17 protein-coding genes are annotated in these 18,820 nt (G+C 65.8%); 12 read left to right on the forward strand and 5 right to left on the reverse strand.

Going from position 1 to position 18,820, the window contains the following annotated elements:
- From BMY30_RS11395 to thiD, 5 genes are all read right to left on the reverse strand, one after another.
- Positions 1 to 303: a BON domain-containing protein gene (locus BMY30_RS11395; protein ID WP_089713744.1), complete on the reverse strand. Its 303-nt coding sequence runs from the start codon at positions 301 to 303 to the stop codon at positions 1 to 3.
- Entirely contained in the window at positions 300 to 4,127 is a 3,828-nt protein-coding gene (locus tag BMY30_RS11400; protein ID WP_089713746.1) for an AsmA family protein, read from the reverse strand. The genes BMY30_RS11395 and BMY30_RS11400 overlap by 4 nt, the downstream gene beginning before the upstream one ends.
- A gap of 111 nt (positions 4,128 to 4,238) precedes the next feature.
- A complete protein-coding gene (gene dtd, locus BMY30_RS11405) occupies positions 4,239 to 4,676 on the reverse strand; it encodes a D-aminoacyl-tRNA deacylase (RefSeq protein ID WP_089713748.1) in 438 nt (145 codons plus the stop codon).
- A gap of 56 nt (positions 4,677 to 4,732) precedes the next feature.
- A complete protein-coding gene (locus tag BMY30_RS11410; RefSeq protein WP_089713751.1) occupies positions 4,733 to 5,296 on the reverse strand; it encodes a chalcone isomerase family protein in 564 nt (187 codons plus the stop codon).
- A gap of 114 nt (positions 5,297 to 5,410) precedes the next feature.
- Positions 5,411 to 6,223 carry a bifunctional hydroxymethylpyrimidine kinase/phosphomethylpyrimidine kinase gene (gene thiD, locus BMY30_RS11415; RefSeq protein ID WP_089713753.1) on the reverse strand — a complete coding sequence of 271 codons (813 nt, stop codon included), beginning with the start codon at positions 6,221 to 6,223 and terminating at the stop codon, positions 5,411 to 5,413.
- Positions 6,224 to 6,286: 63 nt separating this feature from the next.
- On the opposite strand from thiD, the gene BMY30_RS11420 reads away from it, so the two are divergent.
- The 12 genes from BMY30_RS11420 (at position 6,287) to nuoL (ending at position 18,783) form a co-directional block, all read left to right on the forward strand.
- The gene (locus tag BMY30_RS11420; RefSeq protein WP_089713755.1) at positions 6,287 to 6,715 is read left to right on the forward strand and encodes a YqaA family protein; all 429 of its coding nucleotides are present in this window, start codon (positions 6,287 to 6,289) and stop codon (positions 6,713 to 6,715) included.
- Positions 6,716 to 6,886: 171 nt separating this feature from the next.
- Positions 6,887 to 7,294 carry an NADH-quinone oxidoreductase subunit A gene (gene ndhC / locus BMY30_RS11425; protein WP_089713757.1) on the forward strand — a complete coding sequence of 136 codons (408 nt, stop codon included), beginning with the start codon at positions 6,887 to 6,889 and terminating at the stop codon, positions 7,292 to 7,294.
- Between the two features lie 72 nt (positions 7,295 to 7,366).
- On the forward strand, positions 7,367 to 8,047 hold the full coding sequence (locus tag BMY30_RS11430) for an NADH-quinone oxidoreductase subunit B (protein ID WP_089713759.1): 681 nt from the start codon (positions 7,367 to 7,369) through the stop codon (positions 8,045 to 8,047).
- Between the two features lie 46 nt (positions 8,048 to 8,093).
- Positions 8,094 to 9,869 carry an NADH-quinone oxidoreductase subunit C/D gene (nuoC, locus tag BMY30_RS11435; RefSeq protein WP_089713761.1) on the forward strand — a complete coding sequence of 592 codons (1,776 nt, stop codon included), beginning with the start codon at positions 8,094 to 8,096 and terminating at the stop codon, positions 9,867 to 9,869.
- Positions 9,870 to 9,871: 2 nt separating this feature from the next.
- Positions 9,872 to 10,375 (forward strand): NADH-quinone oxidoreductase subunit NuoE, encoded by a 504-nt coding sequence (nuoE, locus tag BMY30_RS11440; RefSeq protein WP_089713762.1) that lies wholly within the window; start codon positions 9,872 to 9,874, stop codon positions 10,373 to 10,375.
- Entirely contained in the window at positions 10,372 to 11,742 is a 1,371-nt protein-coding gene (gene nuoF, locus BMY30_RS11445; protein WP_089713764.1) for an NADH-quinone oxidoreductase subunit NuoF, read from the forward strand. The genes nuoE and nuoF overlap by 4 nt, the downstream gene beginning before the upstream one ends.
- A 4-nt stretch (positions 11,743 to 11,746) precedes the next feature.
- A complete protein-coding gene (gene nuoG, locus BMY30_RS11450; protein WP_089713766.1) occupies positions 11,747 to 14,497 on the forward strand; it encodes an NADH-quinone oxidoreductase subunit NuoG in 2,751 nt (916 codons plus the stop codon).
- The gene (nuoH, locus tag BMY30_RS11455; RefSeq protein ID WP_089713768.1) at positions 14,494 to 15,474 is read left to right on the forward strand and encodes an NADH-quinone oxidoreductase subunit NuoH; all 981 of its coding nucleotides are present in this window, start codon (positions 14,494 to 14,496) and stop codon (positions 15,472 to 15,474) included. Before nuoG ends, nuoH begins: the two co-directional genes overlap by 4 nt.
- Before the next feature lie 29 nt (positions 15,475 to 15,503).
- Positions 15,504 to 16,043, forward strand: a complete 540-nt coding sequence (gene nuoI, locus BMY30_RS11460) for an NADH-quinone oxidoreductase subunit NuoI (protein WP_089713900.1) — start codon at positions 15,504 to 15,506, stop codon at positions 16,041 to 16,043.
- Between the two features lie 19 nt (positions 16,044 to 16,062).
- Positions 16,063 to 16,608 (forward strand): NADH-quinone oxidoreductase subunit J, encoded by a 546-nt coding sequence (nuoJ, locus tag BMY30_RS11465; protein ID WP_089713770.1) that lies wholly within the window; start codon positions 16,063 to 16,065, stop codon positions 16,606 to 16,608.
- The gene (gene nuoK, locus BMY30_RS11470) at positions 16,605 to 16,913 is read left to right on the forward strand and encodes an NADH-quinone oxidoreductase subunit NuoK (protein WP_089713773.1); all 309 of its coding nucleotides are present in this window, start codon (positions 16,605 to 16,607) and stop codon (positions 16,911 to 16,913) included. Before nuoJ ends, nuoK begins: the two co-directional genes overlap by 4 nt.
- A 10-nt stretch (positions 16,914 to 16,923) precedes the next feature.
- Entirely contained in the window at positions 16,924 to 18,783 is a 1,860-nt protein-coding gene (nuoL, locus tag BMY30_RS11475) for an NADH-quinone oxidoreductase subunit L (RefSeq protein WP_089713775.1), read from the forward strand.
- Positions 18,784 to 18,820 lie beyond the last annotated feature (37 nt).

Genomic DNA, 18,820 nt, shown 5'->3' on the forward strand with positions numbered 1-18,820 from the left:
TTATTTCACGGTGATCCGGTTGTCCACCGATTTCACCCGCTCATGGTCTCGCGAAATGGCTTCGGCCCGTTCTCGCTGCTCTGTCGTCTCGACGAAGCCGCTCAGGATGGCCTGGTCACCGTTCAGGTCCACGTCGATGGCCGACCCCGCCAGGTCCGGTTCCTCGAGGAGCCGAGCCTTGATTCTCACCGCCTGGGGTGAGTCCTGGTTCTCGAGCCGCGCGGACTCATTGATGGGGTTGTCGACGCAGCCCGCGAGGAGTGCCACTGCCAGCAGAACGCCGATCCAGATGTGTCGATTCATGGCCCGCCCTCCTCGTCTCTGATCGCTTCACGCGAGCGACTGACCAGCCCGTCGCAGTACGCCATGTCCGGGCCGACGCCCATTTCCAGCAAGGGCAGCAGGGCGGCGATGGGACCGCCTAGGGCGCCGAGCACGGCACTGGCACCGGCGCGCATTCCCAGGCCGCCACCATGGACACCTGCCTCGATGTCGTCAAAGGTTCCGCCCAGATGAAAGGGCGCGCGACCGGTGAAGACACTGGCATCCTTGGGGTGGGCGAAGATGGAGATGTCCAGGCGCTCCGTGTTCAGGTTTACCTCGCCACCGGCCGTGAAGGTGGTATCCAGAGTGTCGATGACGAAGGTATCCAGTTTGGTGACACCGTTGCGTGCCTGTAGGTCGCCATAGACGCACTCGATGGGAATCGGCTCACGCCCGCGCAGCCAGCTGAAGAACGCCTGGCCAGCGTCGAGTCCGGCCAGCTCCACGAGCATTGCATCGAGCCTGCCGCCGGTCATCAGCATGAGCAGACCACCATCTGCCGACGCCAGAAGCTGGGCGATCGATCGGCCCTCGATCCAGAATTTGCCGCGCCCTCCTACGATACCCGCGCTTTCATTGGCCAGGTTCCAGTGGCGCAGGACATCGTTCAGATCCACGCGGCGCATCTCCACCTGCATGCTTCCACCGGGTGGTACTGTGCCGGCATCCAGGTCAAGTGTGAGATCGACACTTCCTTCGCCCACGCCGAAACGGACGGGTTGGAAGCGGCCACGTCCCTCCTCCAGGCGAAAATCGATGACCACCTGGCTAAGGGGAACATTCCCCGCCTGCACCGATTCTCCCCGATAGCGCACGTCCGCCGTCACGGCGTGCCAGCCTTCCCCGATGAAGGGCGTATCGGGCAACACGAAGCGATCCTCGTCCTCGTTCTCCTGGTTTGCCCCGATGAGCACCCCCAGGTCCGCGATGTCGAGGGAATTTGAATGCAGCTCGCCTTCCAGTCGCAGTGGCCGGGGACGCGTATCGAGCATCAGTCGGCCGTCGAGGTCACTGTTACCGATATCCCCTTCCATGTTGTCGAGCGTCCAGCGCTGGTCGTTCAGGTCCAGGTTCCCCGATACCGAATAGGGCGGGAGCGTCGGCAGCGCCACCCCCAGCAGCCGGCTGAGGCGCCGGGGATTGGGGCCCTCCAGGGTGAGTTGCAGATCCAGGCCTTGCAGGGCAAGGGGTCGCAGCAGCGTACCCTGCAGCGCCAGCCGGCTATCGACGGCCTCGACCTCGAGGTCTACCGCATAGGATCGGTCCGGATCGCGGGCATCGAGCAGCGGATCACCCACCAGTGAGAGCGATGCCGGGCCGCCGTCGTAGCGTCCTTCGCCCTCCAGATGGAACCGTCGATCGCCCTCCCCCAGGCCACGGGTCTCGAGCCTCAGGGTGAGTTCGGTGCCGGCCTCGGGGTCCTCGAAGCGCAGCGTCGAGGGTTCAAACATCATCCGTCCGATGAACGGCAGCAGGAGGTCGTCGCGTCTGTCCACGGGCAGGGTTTCGCTCATCTCCAGGTGCAGCTCCCCGGACAGTCTGCCCAGCCGCTCCTCCATCGGGGTGAAGGTCTCGGCCAGCCTGACCAGTGACAGGTCGTCGATGACCACGTCGAGGCTTCCCGATCCCGCCTGTCCTGTTGCGTCCAGCACGAGGCGACTGTTGGCCGAACCGTCGGCGAGACCGAAGCGGAGAGGGTCGACGACCAGACTCCCCGCCTCGAGGCCGGCATTCAGCACAAGCCCCTGCAGTATGGTGCCGTCGGCCAGCACCAGGCTGTCTGCGCGCAGATCGAGTTGCCCATCGAAGCCATGCAGCGGTGCCAGCAGGGAATCACCCGCGGCCTGCTCGTTGGTCTCGCCGCCTGTCTCAGCGGTATCGGGAAGAAGGCGGGCAAGAACGATACGCCCCGCCTCCAGGTCGGCCTGCACCCTGGGGTGCTGGGTAGCCTGAACCTCGACGCTGCCGGCGACACGGGCCCCGCCTATCCCGCCTTCGATCCCGGTCGCAGACCAGCGTTCGTTGTCCCGCGCCAGGCGACCCGCGAGGCGAAACTCGGGCAGGGGAGGCAGCACCGGCCCTAGCCAGGCTTCCAGGTCGCTGGCACCCGGGGCCTGAAGCATCAGATCGCCGGCGATTGTCGTGGGATCCAGTAGCGAGGCCAGGGTGGTGTCGGCCCGGGCCTGCAGAGTCCCGGAGCTGGCCTGGGCCTCGAGTCCGTAGTCCTCGTCCAGCGCGACCAGCCCGGGCAGGGAGTCGCCCTGGATCTCCATTGTCAGTGGCTTGTCGCGGAAGCTGCCGTCCAGACTGAGCCGCAGGGGTGGTACCTCGCCGGTGGCCAGGGAGAGATGGAGGTCGCTTCCGGCGTCCTGGTTGCGGTAGGAGAAACTGCCATCGTCGATCTCCAGGTTCGCAAGCAGGGTGTCGAGCTCGAAGGCGGGGCGCTGCTCCAGCGGGGAAAGGCGCAAGGTAACTTCGCCGGACAGGGTGTTGCCCGGTTCGAGGGCGAACCCCAAGGCTCTCATGTCGAGGTTGTCCAGCCCGATCTGCGCCTCTGCCGATAGCCTATCGGGGTTGCTGCTCAGGTCGGCGCTGGCCTCGACCCGGCCGCCGGCGACGGTGAAGGCGATCGGCTCGAGAGCGAGCGAGTGTTTGCCGAGGTGCACCTCGGCCTCGAGCTCCTCCAGGACTCTCTCTTCCATCGCCAGTTGATCCACTGACAGCGCCACTTTTCCACGCAGATCCGGCAGAATCGGAATGGCGATGCCTGCCGTTTTCTCTTCCTCCGGCAGGACCTCTCGCCAGGCGGCGAGATTTATCCGGGTGGCGTGCAGGTGGCCGTTCAGGGCCGGGGCTTCGCTGGCAAGCTTTACGCCGAGCTCGCCGGTGATGCGGCTATCGAGTACCGAAGCATCGATCTCGCTGAGTTGCCATTCGCTGCCTTCGCGGGCGAGACGGGTCGATACTTCGAGGCCACCGAGCTCCACGGCAGGCAGCCCCAGCCATTGGGCCCAGTCGGCGGTTGCCGCCACGCTGAGCCCGGCGTCAGCCTGGAGGGGCGACAGTGACGGAAGCTGGGGCAGGGTTAAGGTGCCTTTCAGTCGGTCATCTTCGGAGCCGATCGATATCTCGCCACCGAATGGCTCTGCCCCGCCCAGCAATGCTTCCAGGGAATCGGTACGTGTCTCGAGATGAAAGCGACGTTCCCGGAAGATGAACGTCGCCTCGCTGTTCAGGGCCTCGCTGTCACGGCGGATCTGTATTGAGGGGATCGTCAGCTTCAGCGGCGTCTCGGTTTGGGGCGCGCGGTAGCGAATCTGTGCGTCGGAAAGGGAGAGCTGATGAATGGTAACCGGCAGTGTCGACGGGCCATCGGCTGCAGATGGCTGCTCGGCATCTCCCTCCTGGGTATCCCGAAACACCCAGTTGCCAGGGGCGTCGCTGCGTTGTTCAAGGTTGAGGACCGGACCTGCGATCTCGACCGTGTCCAGCACGAACTCGCCATCGAGCAGATCGCCAAGGGAGGGTGAGACGCTGAAACGCTGCGCCTCGAGCATCTGTGGTGAGGTCGCCCATTGCGGGTTGCCGATACTGACCTCATACAACGAAATCGCCGGGCGAGGGAAAAAATTGATCGTCACGTCGCCTTCGATGGCCACCGAGCGCCCGGTCGCCGCTTCCATGCGCTCGACGATGAGCGGCTTGAGGAAGTTCCACGACATCAGCTGCACGATGGCGACGACGAGCACCAGCAGCACCAGGGGGACGAACCACCAGAGGTGCTTTGAAGATCCATGTTTCATAGCATTCGCTACCCTGCGCCATCATCTCTGAATTATAGGCTTACCTTGAGTAACGATACGCGGCTTGTCTGGCGGCAGGCTTGCGCCACGTTCTTTACGCCTCGCTCTGCCTCAGCTTTCGAGCAGGAAGGTCACCGGCCCGTCGTTGATCAGCGAGACCTGCATGTCGGCGGCGAACTCGCCGCTGGCGACGTTTGGCCAGGCCGCCTCGGCGCGCCCCAGCAGGTAGTGAAAGAGGCGGTCGCCCTCGGCGGGCGGGGCCGCGCTGGAAAAGCTGGGCCTCAGCCCCTTGCGGGTATCGGCGGCCAGGGTGAACTGGGAAACCAGCAGCAGGCCACCTTCGGCTTGCTGGAGGTTGCGGTTCATCTTGCCTGCTTCATCGGGGAATACTCGGTAGTGCAGCAGCTTGTGCAGCAGCCGGTCGGCAGCCGGCTCATCGTCACCTTTCTCGACGCCCACCAGTGCCAGTAGCCCCGCGCTTATGGCGCCCACCTCGCGATCGTCCACTTCCACGCTGGCGCGTTTGACGCGCTGGATCAGGGCCTTCATCGGGCGGGGCCTCCTGTGCTGTCATCGTGAACGACCAAGCCTAGCATGTCGCCATCTCAACGCCCCAGCAGGTCGTCACGGAACTCCTCGCCCAGCGGGTCCTCGCCCAGCCAGATACCGAACAGGGCGCTGGCAAGCGCCGGGTCGTCGCCCTCAAAGAGGGTCTCGCCATTCAGGGCCAGGGTCAGGTGGTCGCCATTCCAGGTCAGGGCGTAGCGGTCGCCGGGTGCGACATCGCGATAGCGCTCGTTGAAGGCCTTCAGCGGTGAGGCCAGTTCGGCGTAGCTGTCGTCGTCGAGGGCCTCGCGCACGCTCTTGCGAGTCGCCTCGGCGAACTCCTCGGCCTCGATGTCGTGGAAGTACTCGAGCTCCAGGCGGCGTGGCACATCGGACAGGGGGGCCGGGCGCGGAAAGCCCTGGGCCTGATAGTAGGCGCCGGCATAGGCGTCCCACATCATGTAGCGGAAGAGGCCATGGCCGATCCGCTCGTAACGGCGATCGTCAGTCTCGATGGTGGCCGGAAAGCTGGCGCCCTCTATCTCCACGGTCTCGGCTGTCGCCGTGGTCGCGACGGCCAGGGTCGCCAGCAAGAGTGCACTTCGGGTGCAGGTCAGGGGCATGGTGAACCTCTCAAAAAAGGGATTATCCTGTACGGACAATATTCTTTTGTTTAGGTTCTGTATAGCTAACAGATGTTCCCTCGCCGGGCTTGGCTCGGGCGAAGCCCCGAAGGGCTACCACTCGGCGTGGAAGTGGTGGACCGGTCCCTGGCCCCGGCCCACATCGAGCCGCGAGCTGGCCGCCAGTGCCGTTTCCAGCCAGGCCTTGGCGGTGGTTACGGCATCGGGCAGGGCGTCGCCAAGGGCCAGGCGAGCGGTGATCGCCGAGGAGAGGGTGCAACCGGTGCCATGCAGGTTGGCGGTGTCGACCCGGAGGCCCTCGATCCAGGTTATCGCGTCGGCGGTGATCAGCAGGTCGGGGCAGCTTTCGCCTTGCAGGTGCCCGCCCTTGAGCAGCACGGCACCGGCTCCCAGCGAGCGCAGCCCCGGGACCAGCGCTTCCATGCCGGCGCGGTTCTCGGGTACCGAGCAGCCCAGCAGCACGGCGGCCTCCGGCAGATTGGGGGTGATCAGGTCGGCCAGGGGTACCAGGCACTCGCGGACCGCCGCGATGCCGACGTCGTCGACCAGGATGTCGCCGCTCTTGGCCACCATCACCGGATCGAGCACGATCCAGCTCGGTCGCCGGGGGGCCAGGGCCTCGCGTATCACCTCGGCCACCTCCCGGCTGGCCACCATGCCGATCTTCACGGCATCGATGTCGATGTCGTCGAACAGCGTCTCGAGCTGGGCGCCGATGAAGTCCGTTGGCACCGGGTGAACCCCGCTGACGCCACGGGTGTTCTGGGCAGTCAGGGCGGTGATCACGCTGGTAGCATAGGTCCCCAGGGCCGAGAGGGTCTTGATGTCGGCCTGGATGCCGGCACCGCCACTGGGGTCGGAGCCGGCGATGGTCAGGGTGTTGGGTATCGAGCGAGGGGCGGCCATCAGCGTCACGTCATTGCGGTCGAAAGAAGCCACTAGCCTACTGCAGGGTAAGGGGGCGGTGCCATGCTGACCCTCTTCCTGGTGGCGCTGGCCAGCGCCACCCTGCTGCCCGGTGGTTCCGAGGTGTGGTTGGCCCGAGAGTGGTGTCAGGGCCATCCCGGCGGGATGCTCTGGGTCGTGGCCACTGCTGGCAACAGCCTGGGCAGCCTGATCAACGTGGCCCTGGGACGCTATGCGCGCCACTTCCAGGGACGGCGCTGGTTTCCCGTAAGCCCCGCAGGGCTGGCCCGGGGAGAGCGCTGGTATTGCCACTTTGGTGAATGGAGTCTGCTGCTGGCCTGGATGCCGGTGGTCGGTGACCCGCTGACGGTGCTGGCCGGCGTCTTCCGGCTGCCTTGGTGGCGTGCCGCGGCGCTGATCCTGGTCGCCAAGGGCAGCCGTTATGCGCTGGTGCTGATGCTCGCCGAGGCCTGGTTGGCCCCACTGTGCTGAGCCCCGTTGGTGGGAAAGGCTCGGAAAAATGCCGATCATCCTCTAGGCTTGTCGTTATGTTGCGATTTTGCCCGATGGTTGGTGGGGCGCGATGATGAGGGATCGAGGTCGGCGGCAATGAATTGAGGCATGCCCCGTTCGGCCAGGGAGATGCGCTTCGAGAGGCCAATAATGGAGCACGATACCACTGCACTGATTGCCGAGTACTGGGCGACGGGACTCTTCATCCTGGCGGTGGTAACCCTGTGTGCGGTCTTGGTCGGTCTCTCCTTCCTGCTCGGTGGTCGCAGTCAGGGACCCAGCAAGTCCCTGCCCTTCGAGTCCGGTGTGATCGGCGCCGGCAGCGCCCGTCAGCGCTTTTCCGCCAAGTTCTACCTGGTCGCGATGCTGTTCGTGATCTTCGATATCGAAGCCGTTTTCCTGTTCGCCTGGGCGGTGTCGGTCCGCGAGGTAGGGTGGACAGGCTTTGCCGGCGCGGCGGTGTTCATCGTCATCCTGCTGGCCGGGCTGGTCTACGACAGCCGCGTCGGTGCCCTCGATTGGGCGCCCGGGCGCAGGACGCGTGACGACCCGAGCTGATATCGAGCCAGCGATAGCCTGGCACGGTCAGCCATCACCTCATCCCTTGCCGAATGTCGCTGGAGGAGTTGCATGTCCTATACCTTGACGCGTGCCGAAGACAGTGTGGCAGCGGAAGCCCGCTATCCGCTCGGTGAGTCGCATCGAGTCGAGGACGATCCGATGAAGCAGCAGGTTCATCGCAGCGTGTTCACCGGCAAGCTGGAGGAGGTGCTCAATTTGGCCGTCAACTGGGGGCGCAAGAACTCCCTGTGGCCCTACAATTTCGGCCTGTCATGCTGCTATGTGGAGATGACCACCGCCTTCACCGCGCCGCATGACATCGCCCGCTTCGGCGCCGAGGTAATCCGCGCCTCCCCGCGCCAGGCCGATTTCATGGTCATCTCCGGCACCTGCTTCATCAAGATGGCACCGGTCATCCAGCAGCTCTACGACCAGATGCTCGAGCCCAAGTGGGTGATCTCGATGGGCTCCTGCGCCAACTCCGGTGGCATGTACGACATCTACTCGGTAGTCCAGGGCGTCGACAAGTTCTTGCCGGTCGATGTCTATGTACCGGGCTGCCCGCCGCGTCCGGAAGCCTTCCTGCAGGGGCTGCAACTGCTCCAGGACGCGATCCAGGAGGAGCGCCGTCCGCTGTCGTGGGTGGTCGGCGACCAGGGTGTGTACCGTGCCGAGATGCCCTCGCAGCGCGAGAAGCATCGCGATCGGCGCATCCAGGCCACCGAGCTGCGCAGCCCCGACAGCCTCTGACGCCGCGTTCGATCCCCTTTCTCGACGCAGGAGCTTGCCGACGTCCATGAGCACTGAGACCCCGACCGCCGAACATGTCGTCACCGATGACCCGATCATCGGCGCGCTCAGGCAGCGCTTCGGTGATCATGCGCTCCTCGTGCAACCGACCCTGACCGGGATGCCGGTGCTGTGGATCGCCCGCGACTCCCTCGAGGAAGTGCTGCGCTTCCTGCGCGACATGCCTGAGCCGTTCGAGATGCTCTACGACCTCTCGGCGATCGACGAACGACTGCGCGCCCACCGTCATGGCTTGCCCGAGGCCGATTTCACGGTCTTCTACCATCTGCTGTCGATTTCGCGTAACCGTGACGTGATGCTCAAGGTGGCCTTGCACGAGGACGATCTGGCGCTGCCCTCCGTGATCTCGCTCTATCCCAATGCCAACTGGTACGAGCGTGAAGTATGGGACATGTTCGGCATCGCGTTTCGTGGTCACCCGCACCTCACGCGGATCCTCATGCCACCGACCTGGCAGGGGCATCCACTGCGCAAGGAGCATGGCGCCCGTGCCACCGAGTTCGATCCCTACACCCTGACCGTGGAAGGTCAGGGTATCGAGCAGCGGGCGTTGCAGTTCAAGCCCGAGGAGTGGGGCATGCGGCGCGAGAACGAGAACACCGAGTTCATGTTCCTCAACCTAGGCCCCAACCATCCCTCGGCCCACGGGGCGTTCCGTCTCGTGCTGCAACTCGATGGCGAGGAGATCGTCGATTGCGTGCCGGATATCGGCTATCACCACCGCGGCGCCGAGAAGATGGGCGAGCGTCAGTCCTGGCACAGCTACATCCCTTACACCGACCGGATCGACTACACCGGCGGGGTGATGAACAACTACCCCTACATCCTGGCGGTGGAGAAGCTGGCCGGCATCGAGGTGACCGAGCGCGCCAAGGTCATTCGCGTGATGATGGCCGAGATGTTCCGCATCTCGAGCCATCTGCTGTTCCTGGGCACCTACCTGCAGGATCTGGGGGCGATGTCGCCGGTGTTCTTCACCTTCACCGACCGCCAGAAGGCCTATGAGGTGATCGAGGCGATTACCGGTTTTCGCATGCACCCGGCCTGGTACCGCATCGGTGGCACGGCCATGGACCTGCCCCGGGGGTGGGACACGCTGGTGCAGGGCTTCCTCGACTGGATGCCCAAGCGTCTGCGCGAATACGAGCGGGCGATGATGGACAACGCCATCGTGCGCGAGCGCACCCGGCACATCGCTGCCTTCACCACCCGCGAGGCGCTCTCCTGGGGCGTCACCGGGCCCAACCTGCGTGCCACCGGCTGCGACTTCGATCTGCGCAAGCAGCGCCCCTACGGCGGCTACGAGCACTTCGACTTCGAGGTGCCGCTGGGCAGCCATGGCGATGCCTTCGATCGTGGCCAGCTGCGCATCGAGGAGATGCGTCAGAGCCTGCGCATCATCCAGCAGTGCGTCGACCACATGCCGGCCGGCGACTACAAGGCCGACCATCCGCTGACCACGCCGCCCCCGCGGGAGCGCATGCTCCAGCACATCGAGACGCTGATCACCCATTTCCTCCAGGTGTCCTGGGGCCCGGTGCTCGAGCCGGGCGAGTCGATGGCGATGATCGAGGCGACCAAGGGAATCAATAGCTACTACCTCACCAGCGACGGCAACACCATGAGCTACCGCACCCGTATCCGCACGCCGAGTTTCCCCCACCTACAGCAGATTCCGTCTGTGATGCGCGGCGGTTTCGTGCCCGACCTGATCGCCCACCTGGGGAGTATCGATTTCGTGATGGCCGACGTGGATCGCTGACCATGACCGACACTATCCGGACTCTTGCCAGTGACGGTTTCGCACTCACCGACGAGGAACGTCGTGCCATTGAGCACGAGCGCGAGCACTACGAGCAGCCTCAGGCGGCTTGCATCGAGGCACTCAAGATCGTCCAGCGCCGTCACGGCTGGGTGCCAGATGCGGCAATCCCGGCGATTGCCGAGGTACTGGGCGTGGGCGTCGCCGATGTCGAGGGTGTGGCGACCTTCTACAGCCTGATCTTCCGTCAGCCGGTAGGGCGTCATGTGATCCTGGTCTGTGACAGCAGTGCGTGTTTTCTCAACGATTACGAGGCACTGCGCGACGCGCTGTCGGCGCGACTCGGCATCGGCTACGGGCAGACTACCGGGGATGGTCGCTTCACGCTGTTGCCGGTGTGCTGCCTGGGGGCCTGCGATCGCGGCCCGGCGCTGATGATCGATGACCTGACCTACGGCCCCGTCGCCCCGGATGACGTGGCCGAACTGCTGGAGGGTTTCCCATGAGTGTGGCGCGTTACCACAGCCAGTTGCGGCAGAGCGCCGCCGAGCGCCGTGCCGAGACCCATCCCTTGACCTGGCGGCTGCGCGAGGACGGCGCCATGGTAGGCCTCGACGAGTATGTCGCGAAGGATGGCTACGCCGCCGTGCGCGAGGTGTTCGATCGCCAGTCGCCCGAGGATGTGGTGGCGACCATGAAGACGGCCAATGTGCGTGGCCGTGGAGGAGGCGGCTTTTCGGCGGGCATGAAGTGGAGCCTGACCATGAAGGGACCGGATATTCCTCGTGGCTACCTGTTATGCAATGCCGACGAGATGGAGCCCGGCACCTTCAAGGACCGCCTGCTGCTCGAACAACAGCCCCATCTGTTGATCGAGGGCATGATCCTGGCCGCCTACGCCAACCACTCATATTACGGCTACATCTTCTTGCGAGGTGAATACGTCGACGCCGCCCGCTCGCTGGCCCGCGCGCTCGAGGAGGCACGTGCGGCCGGTTGGCTGGGCCGCGACATCGCCGGCAGCGACTTCGACTTCGATATCGTCCTGCACACCGGTGCCGGGCGCTACATCTGCGGCGAGGAAACGGCACTGATCAACTCGCTGGAGGGCCAGCGTGCCAACCCCCGGGACAAGCCGCCGTTCCCCGGTCAGTCCGGTGCCTGGGGCAAGCCCACCGTGGTCAACAACGTCGAGACGCTGTGCAATGCGCCGGCGGTGATGCGCCATGGCGCCGATTGGTACCAGGACCTCTCGGCCGATGTGAGCGAGGATGGCGGGACCAAGCTGTATGGTATCTCCGGCAAGGTGGTGCGGTCCGGCCTGTGGGAACTGCCGATCGGCACCACGGGGCGTGAGCTGCTCGAGCGAGCCGGCGGCATGCGCGATGGCCGCGCGCTCAAGACCTGGCTTCCCGGTGGCGGCAGTACCGGCTTCCTGCTGCCGGAGCATCTCGACCAGGCCCTGGACTTCGATACCATCGGCGAGCTGGGTAGTCGCCTGGGTACCGGCCTCTTGACGGTGGTCAACGAGGATCAGAGCGTGCTCTCCCTGGTGCGTAATCTCGAGCAGTTCTTCGCCCGGGAATCCTGCGGCTGGTGCACGCCCTGCCGAGACGGCCTGCCATGGACGGTCAAGCTGCTCCAGGCGCTCGAGAGGGGCGAGGGGGAAAGCGGCGACCTCGAGCTGCTGGACAAGCTCGCCGACGACCTGGGGCCGGCCAAGACCTTCTGTGCCCATGCGCCGGGTGCGTCGATGCCCCTGCAGTCGGCGCTCAAGTACTTCCGCGACGAGTTCGAGCGTGGCGTGGCACCGCCGTCGCATGCTGCCCAGGCCGATTCGACGCCGGGATTCATTCACCAGCAGGTGAGGTAAGGCCATGGCGACGATTCACGTGGACGGTCGGCGATACGAGGTGGACGGGGGAGATAACCTGCTGGCTGCCTGCCTCTCGTTGGGCCTCGACGTGCCCTACTTCTGCTGGCATCCGTCGCTGGGCAGCGTCGGCGCCTGTCGCCAGTGCGCGGTCAAGCAGTACAAGGACGAGGACGACACCCAGGGGATGCTGGTGATGTCGTGCATGACCCCGTCGGCCGATGGTACCCGGATCTCGATCGACGATGACGAGGCGCGTGAATTCCGTGCCAGCGTCGTCGAATGGCTGATGATCAACCACCCCCATGACTGCCCGGTGTGCGAAGAGGGCGGGCACTGCCACCTGCAGGACATGACGGTGATGACCGGCCACGACCGTCGGCGCTACCGCTTCAGCAAGCGCACCCACCGCAACCAGGACCTGGGGCCGTTCATCGGCCACGAGATGAATCGCTGCATCACCTGCTACCGCTGCGTGCGCTTCTATCGCGACTATGCCGGTGGCCAGGACCTCGGCGCCTTCGGCGCCAACGACAACATCTACTTCGGCCGCCATCAGGATGGGGTGCTGGAAAGTCCCTTTTCCGGCAACCTCACCGAGGTCTGCCCCACCGGTGTGTTCACCGACCAGACCCATGCCGAGCGTTACACCCGCAAGTGGGACCTGCAGTTCGCGCCGAGCATCTGTCACCAGTGTGCGATGGGCTGCAACATCAGCCCCGGCGAGCGTTACGGCGAACTCCGGCGTATCGAGAATCGCTACCACGGCGAGGTCAACCGCTTCTTCCTCTGCGATCGCGGCCGTTTCGGCCATGGCTACGTCAATCGCGATGACCGCCCGCGCCTGCCCGAATGGCGCAGTGATCGCGATGATGCCTGCGTGACCCTCGAGGTCGATACCGCCCTGGATCACGGCGCCGACCGGTTGCGCAGTGCCCGGCGGGTGATTGGTATCGGCTCGCCCCGCGCCAGCCTGGAAAGCAACCACCAGCTGCGCAAGCTGGTCGGCGACGATGTCTTCTCTACCGGCATCGCGGCCACCGAACAGCGCTGCCTGGCCGCGATGCAGGCCCTGAACCACAGCTGTGGGCTGCCCACGCCGACGCTTCGCGAGGTCGAGCAACATGACGCCGTGTTCATTCTCGGTGAGGACCTGATCGCCAGCGCAGCGCGTCTCGGCCTGGCGGTGCGTCAAGCCGCCCAGGCACGTCTCGAGGCGCTGGCCGCCGAGCGGGATATTCCCTCCTGGAACGATGCTGCGGTACGCACCCTGGGGCAGAACCGCTATCACCCGGTGTTCATCGCCTATCCGACCGCCACCGACCTGGACGACGTGACCGCGGCCCGCTGGGCTCTGGCCCCGGACGATATCGCCCGGCTGGGGTTCGCGGTGGCCCACGAGATCGATGACAAGGCCCCAGCGGTAGCCGGGCTAGACCCGGCCATGCAAGAAGCGGCTCGGGATATCGCGGTGCGGTTGATGGCCGCCGAGCGCCCCCTGGTGATCAGCGGTGGCTCACTGGGCTCGGAGGCGATCCTCGAGGCCGCCGGCAACGTGGCCCGGGCCCTGGCGCGTCGCGCGCGCCGGGGAGGGCTCTTGCTGGTGCGTCGCGAGGCCAACAGCACGGGCCTGGCGATGATGGGGGGCAAGCCGCTGGAGTGGGCGCTCGATGAACTCGCCAGCCGGCGCGCCGACGCCGTGGTGATTCTCGAGAACGACCTCTATCAGCGCCTGCCCGCGGCACCCATCGAGGCTGCGCTCGCGGCCGCCGAGACCGTGGTGGTGCTCGACCATCAGCGCACTGCTACCTGGGCGTGGGCGCATCTGGGCCTGCCGGCGGCCAGCTTCGCCGAGGCCGACGGCACCCTGGTCAGCCTCGAAGGTCGTGCCCAGCGCTTCTTCCAGGTCTTCGATCCCGCCTATCTCCGCCCCGAAACGCGGATCCGCGAGAGCTGGCGCTGGCTGCACGTGTTGCGCGCGGATATCCAGCGCCATGAGGTCGCCGACATCACGCTCGATGCCGTGACCCGAGACTGTGCCGATGCCTATCCCGCGCTGAGCGCGATTGTTGCCGCCGCACCGGATGCCGACAGCCGGGTGCACGGCCTCAAGCTGGCCCGCGAGCCGCATCGCTCCAGCGGGCGTACCGCGATGCGTGCCCATATCGACGTCAACGAGCCGCGTGTCCCTCAGGATCCGGATTCGCCCTTCACCTTCTCGATGGAGGGCTATAACGGCTACGACCGCCCCCGCGAGGAGGTGGCCTTCGCTTGGGCGCCGGGCTGGAACTCGCCCCAGGCCTGGAACAAGTTCACCGACGAGGTCGGCGGCCACCTGCGCGCTGGTGATCCCGGCGTACGCCTGATCGCGCCGCATCCCGGGGATCATGATTATGCGACAGTGATTCCCGAGGGCTTTCGCGCTCGCGAGGGCGAGTGGCAGGTGGTGATTCTGCCACGGCTGTTCGGTGGTGAGGAGACCTCGTCACGGGCGGCGCCGATCCTTGCCCGTGCTGCACCGGCCACCCTCGCGCTCACCATCGACGATGCCACGCGCCTGGGCGTGAGCGACGGCGACCGGATGGTGATTGCCAGCCACACTGGCTCGCTCACGCTGACGGTGCGTCGGGATGCGACGCTGCCCGAGGGGGTCGTCGGCGTCCCGGCTGGCTGCGCGCCGGCCCCGGCGGCCGGGGAGTGGGCACGCCTGACCGTGTCCAGTGCTGGCGGGCCCGGCGTGGAGGCTCACTCATGAACTGGCCGTCCGAGCAGCTCGTCGCCAGCCTGACTGCCATGCTGCAGGGCGTGGTGATCCTTGTTGGGGTGGTGCTGCTTGGGGCGGTACTGACGGTGGTCGAGCGGCGCCTGCTGGGGCTCTGGCAAGACCGCTACGGCCCCAACCGGGTGGGGCCGTTCGGCTCGCTGCAGCTGGTCGCTGACTTGATCAAGATCCTCTTCAAGGAGGACTGGATCCCGCCGTTCGCCGACCGACCGCTGTTCGTGCTGGCGCCGGTGATCGCGATGGCCTCGCTGCTGCTGTCGTTCATCATCATTCCCATCACCCCCGGCTGGGGGGTGTCGGACTGGCATATCGGTCTGCTGTTCTTCCTCGCCATGGCCGGCATCAACGTCTATTCGGTGCTGCTCGGCGGCTGGTCGAGCGGCAACAAGTACGCGCTGCTCGGTGCCATGCGCGCCTCGGCACAGACCCTCTCCTACGAGGTGTTCATGGGGCTTTCGCTGATGGGCGTGGTGGCGATGGCGGGCACCTTCAACATGCGCGAGATCGTCGACGCCCAGCAGGGCCTGTGGTTCGTGGTGCCACAGTTCTTCGGCTTCGTGACCTTTCTGGTCGCCGGGATCGCGGTGACTCACCGAGCACCCTTCGACCAGCCCGAGGCCGAGCAGGAACTGGCCGACGGCTACCACGTCGAGTACTCGAGCATGAAGTTCGGCATGTTCTTCATCGGCGAGTACGTGGGCATGGTGCTGATCTCGACGTTGATCGTCACGCTGTTCTTCGGCGGCTGGCACGGCCCCTGGCTGCCGCCGATCGTCTGGTTCGCGCTCAAGACGGGTGCCTTCCTGGTGTTGTTCATGCTGCTGCGAGCCGCGATGCCCAGGCCACGCTATGACCAGGTGATGAGCTTCGGCTGGAAGTTCTGCCTGCCGCTGACCCTGATCAACCTGCTGGTGACCGGGGCCGTGATCCTTATCGCCGACCCGCTGTGAGTCGACCCGCCATGAAGAGGAGCGACATGATGCTGATGAAGGTGCTCAAGGGCACGGTTTCCCAGTTGCGGACGCTCGGCATGATCTTCATGCACGGCTTTCGCAAGCGGGAGACGCTCAACTATCCCGAGGAGGCGGTCAAGCTGCCACCGCGCTATCGCGGACGCATCGTGCTGACCCGCGATCCCGACGGCGAGGAGCGTTGCGTGGCCTGTAACCTCTGCGCGGTGGCCTGCCCGGTGGCCTGTATCTCGCTGCAGAAGGGCGAGCGCGAGGATGGCCGCTGGTACCCGGAGTTCTTTCGTATCAACTTCTCGCGTTGCATCTATTGCGGGATGTGCGAGGAAGCCTGCCCGACCTCGGCGATCCAGCTCACCCCCGACTTCGAGATGGGTGAGTACCGACGACAGGAGCTGGTCTACGAGAAGGAAGACCTGTTGATCAACGGGCCCGGCAAGGATCACGACTACCACTTCTACAAGGTGGCGGGGCTGGCGATCGCCGGTAAGGACAAGGGCCAGGCGCAGGACGAGGCCGAGCCCATCGACGTCAAGACCCTGTTGCCCTGACACCTGCGAGGAAAATGGCATGGAGATCGCGTTCTATCTGAGTGGCCTGGTCGCGGTGCTGGCCACTCTCGGGGTGATCACCAATACCAACCCGGTGCATGCGCTGCTCTATCTGATCGTCTCGCTGATTGCCGTGGCGCTGGTGTTCTTCGCGCTGGGCGCGCCCTTTGCCGGGGCGCTCGAGGTGATCGTCTATGCCGGGGCGATCATGGTGCTGTTCGTGTTCGTGGTGATGATGCTCAACCTCGGCCGAGAGGGCGTCGACCAGGAGCGCGCCTGGCTCAGGCCACAGGTCTGGCTTGGGCCGGCGGTACTGTCCGCGGTGTTGCTGGTGACTCTGATCGCGACGCTGTGGAGCGGCGATGGCGGACGGATGATCGCCGGCGAGATGCTGACCGCCAAGGCGGTGGGCACGCTGCTGTTCGGTCCCTGGCTGGTGGTCGTCGAGCTCGCCGCCATGCTGCTGCTGGCGGCATTGGTGACCGCCTCGCACGTCGGGAGACTGCCGGGGCCGACCTCGCCGAAAGGCCGTCGTGACGCCGGGGCCCGAAAGGAGGTCTCATGAGCGGCATTCCCATGGAGCACGGCCTGGTGCTGGCCACCATCCTGTTCGTGCTGGGCGTCGCCGGCCTGATCTGTCGGCGCAACCTGTTGTTCGTGCTGATGAGCCTGGAAATCATGCTCAATGCCGCGGCGCTGGCGTTCATCGTCGCCGGCACCGGCTGGGGACAGCCCGAGGGGCAGGCGATGTTCCTGCTGGTGATCACCCTGGCGGCGGCCGAAGCCAGTATCGCCCTGGCCCTGCTGATTCAGCTCCATCACCGTTTCAAGACGCTGGACGTGGATGCTGCCAGCCGCATGCACGGATGAGGAACCGCCGATGTCCTTACTGCCACTGACCTTCCTGCTCCCGCTTGCCGGCACGCTGATCCTCGCCCTGTCGCGGGGTCGCCTCGATGCCCGGGCCTGTGCGGCGGTCGGGGTGACCATCGTGGGACTGGCGGCACTGGTCGCGTCCTGGGTGGGCTGGCGATTCCTGGCCGGAGGCGGGCAGAGCATCGGCATCACGCTATGGACCTGGGTGGCGGTCGGCGACTTCCGGCCCACCATCGGCCTCACCCTGGACGGCCTGTCGCTGACCATGCTCGGCATCATTACCGGCGTGGGCTTCCTGATTCACCTGTTCGCCGCCTGGTACATGCAGGGCGAGGCCGGGACGAGACGCTTCTACGCCTACATGAACCTCTTCGTGGCCAGCATGCTGCTGCTGGTGCTCGGCGACAACCTGATGCTGCTCTTCCTGGGCTGGGAGGGCGTTGGGCTTTGCAGCTACCTGCTGATCGGCTACTACTATCAGACCGCGGCCAACGGCTGGGCGGCCTTCAAGGCGTTCATCGTCACTCGCGTGGGCGATGTCTTCCTGGCGATCGGCCTGTTCCTGCTGTTTCGCGAACTGGGCACGCTGGATATCGGCGAGCTCCTGGCGCGTGCACCGCAGGTCTGGCAGGAAGGCGGCTGGCAGCCCCGGCTGGCGGCGCTGCTGATTCTCGGTGGAGCGCTGGGCAAGTCCGCCCAGCTGCCGCTACACACCTGGCTGGCCGACGCCATGGCGGGCCCCACGCCGGTCTCGGCCCTGATCCACGCGGCCACCATGGTCACCGCCGGGGTCTACCTGATCGCCCGCTTGCACGGCATCTTCGAGCTGGCCCCGGGGGTGCTCACCCTAGTCGGGGTTATCGGCGCGTTGACGCTGCTCATGGCCGGATTCGCCGCGCTCGCCCAGACCGAGATCAAGCGCGTCCTGGCCTATTCGACCATGAGCCAGATCGGCTACATGTTCCTGGCGCTGGGTGTCGGCGCCTACGAGGCGGCGATCTTCCACCTGATGACCCACGCCTTCTTCAAGGCGCTGCTATTCCTCTCCGCCGGGGCGGTGATCGTCAGCTGTCACCACGAGCAGGACATGCGACGGCTCGGCGGCCTGTGGCGAAAGTTGCCGCTGGCCTATGGAGGTTTCCTGGTCGGTGGGGCGGCGTTGGCGGCGCTGCCGCTGATCACCGCCGGCTTCTACAGCAAGGACGAGATCCTCTGGGAGGCGTTGGCCGCGGGCCATGGTGGCCTGATGCTGGCCGGGCTGGTCGGTGCCTTCCTGACCTCCCTGTATACCGTGCGGCTGATTATCGGCACCTTCCATGGTGAGCCGCAAAGCGACAAGGCCCGTCATGCCGAGGCCGGCCGCGGCCCGTTGCATGGCTTGCCGCTTATCGTGCTGGCGGTACTCTCGACCTTTCTCGGCGCCTGGATCCACCCGCCGCTGTCGGGCGTACTGCCGGCCGGTCCCGGGGCTGAGGCCCATGGGGCGGGACACACCGTGCTGGGTATCCTGGCGGCGATTGTCTCGCTGGGCGGCCTGGCCGTGGCGGCCTGGCTGTTCCTCGCCCGCCAGCACTGGCTGGCCGAGCGTCTCACCGGCGGCCGGGAGGCGCGCCTGTGGTGGCTCTGGCACAGGGCCTGGGGCTTCGACATTGCCTACGACCGGCTGTTCGTGCGGCCCTATCGCGGCCTGGTGCGAGTGCTGCGCAGCGACTTCCTCGACCGACTGCTGCTGCTGGCGGGCTGGCTGGCGTGGGCGTTGCACCGGGGCTTGAGCGTTACGCAGACCGGCAAGCTGCGGCTCTATGCCGGCACCATGGTGGCCGGCGTGGCACTGGTGCTGTTGGCCCTGGTGCTGAGGGTATGACGAGGATGACGCTGCAGGCCCCCACCGTCGGGCCAGC

The sequence above is a fragment of the Halomonas daqiaonensis genome (assembly GCF_900109725.1).
Lineage (GTDB): Bacteria > Pseudomonadota > Gammaproteobacteria > Pseudomonadales > Halomonadaceae > Halomonas > Halomonas daqiaonensis.

Coding starts and splice junctions, on each gene's coding strand:
- BMY30_RS11395 (WP_089713744.1), bottom strand. CDS start 303: ATGAATCGACACATCTGGATCGGCGTTCTGCTGGCAGTGGCACTCCTC.
- BMY30_RS11400 (WP_089713746.1), bottom strand. CDS start 4,127: ATGAAACATGGATCTTCAAAGCACCTCTGGTGGTTCGTCCCCCTGGTG.
- dtd (WP_089713748.1), bottom strand. CDS start 4,676: ATGAAGGCCCTGATCCAGCGCGTCAAACGCGCCAGCGTGGAAGTGGAC.
- BMY30_RS11410 (WP_089713751.1), bottom strand. CDS start 5,296: ATGCCCCTGACCTGCACCCGAAGTGCACTCTTGCTGGCGACCCTGGCC.
- thiD (WP_089713753.1), bottom strand. CDS start 6,223: ATGGCCGCCCCTCGCTCGATACCCAACACCCTGACCATCGCCGGCTCC.
- BMY30_RS11420 (WP_089713755.1), top strand. CDS start 6,287: ATGCTGACCCTCTTCCTGGTGGCGCTGGCCAGCGCCACCCTGCTGCCC.
- ndhC (WP_089713757.1), top strand. CDS start 6,887: ATGGAGCACGATACCACTGCACTGATTGCCGAGTACTGGGCGACGGGA.
- BMY30_RS11430 (WP_089713759.1), top strand. CDS start 7,367: ATGTCCTATACCTTGACGCGTGCCGAAGACAGTGTGGCAGCGGAAGCC.
- nuoC (WP_089713761.1), top strand. CDS start 8,094: ATGAGCACTGAGACCCCGACCGCCGAACATGTCGTCACCGATGACCCG.
- nuoE (WP_089713762.1), top strand. CDS start 9,872: ATGACCGACACTATCCGGACTCTTGCCAGTGACGGTTTCGCACTCACC.
- nuoF (WP_089713764.1), top strand. CDS start 10,372: ATGAGTGTGGCGCGTTACCACAGCCAGTTGCGGCAGAGCGCCGCCGAG.
- nuoG (WP_089713766.1), top strand. CDS start 11,747: ATGGCGACGATTCACGTGGACGGTCGGCGATACGAGGTGGACGGGGGA.
- nuoH (WP_089713768.1), top strand. CDS start 14,494: ATGAACTGGCCGTCCGAGCAGCTCGTCGCCAGCCTGACTGCCATGCTG.
- nuoI (WP_089713900.1), top strand. CDS start 15,504: ATGCTGATGAAGGTGCTCAAGGGCACGGTTTCCCAGTTGCGGACGCTC.
- nuoJ (WP_089713770.1), top strand. CDS start 16,063: ATGGAGATCGCGTTCTATCTGAGTGGCCTGGTCGCGGTGCTGGCCACT.
- nuoK (WP_089713773.1), top strand. CDS start 16,605: ATGAGCGGCATTCCCATGGAGCACGGCCTGGTGCTGGCCACCATCCTG.
- nuoL (WP_089713775.1), top strand. CDS start 16,924: ATGTCCTTACTGCCACTGACCTTCCTGCTCCCGCTTGCCGGCACGCTG.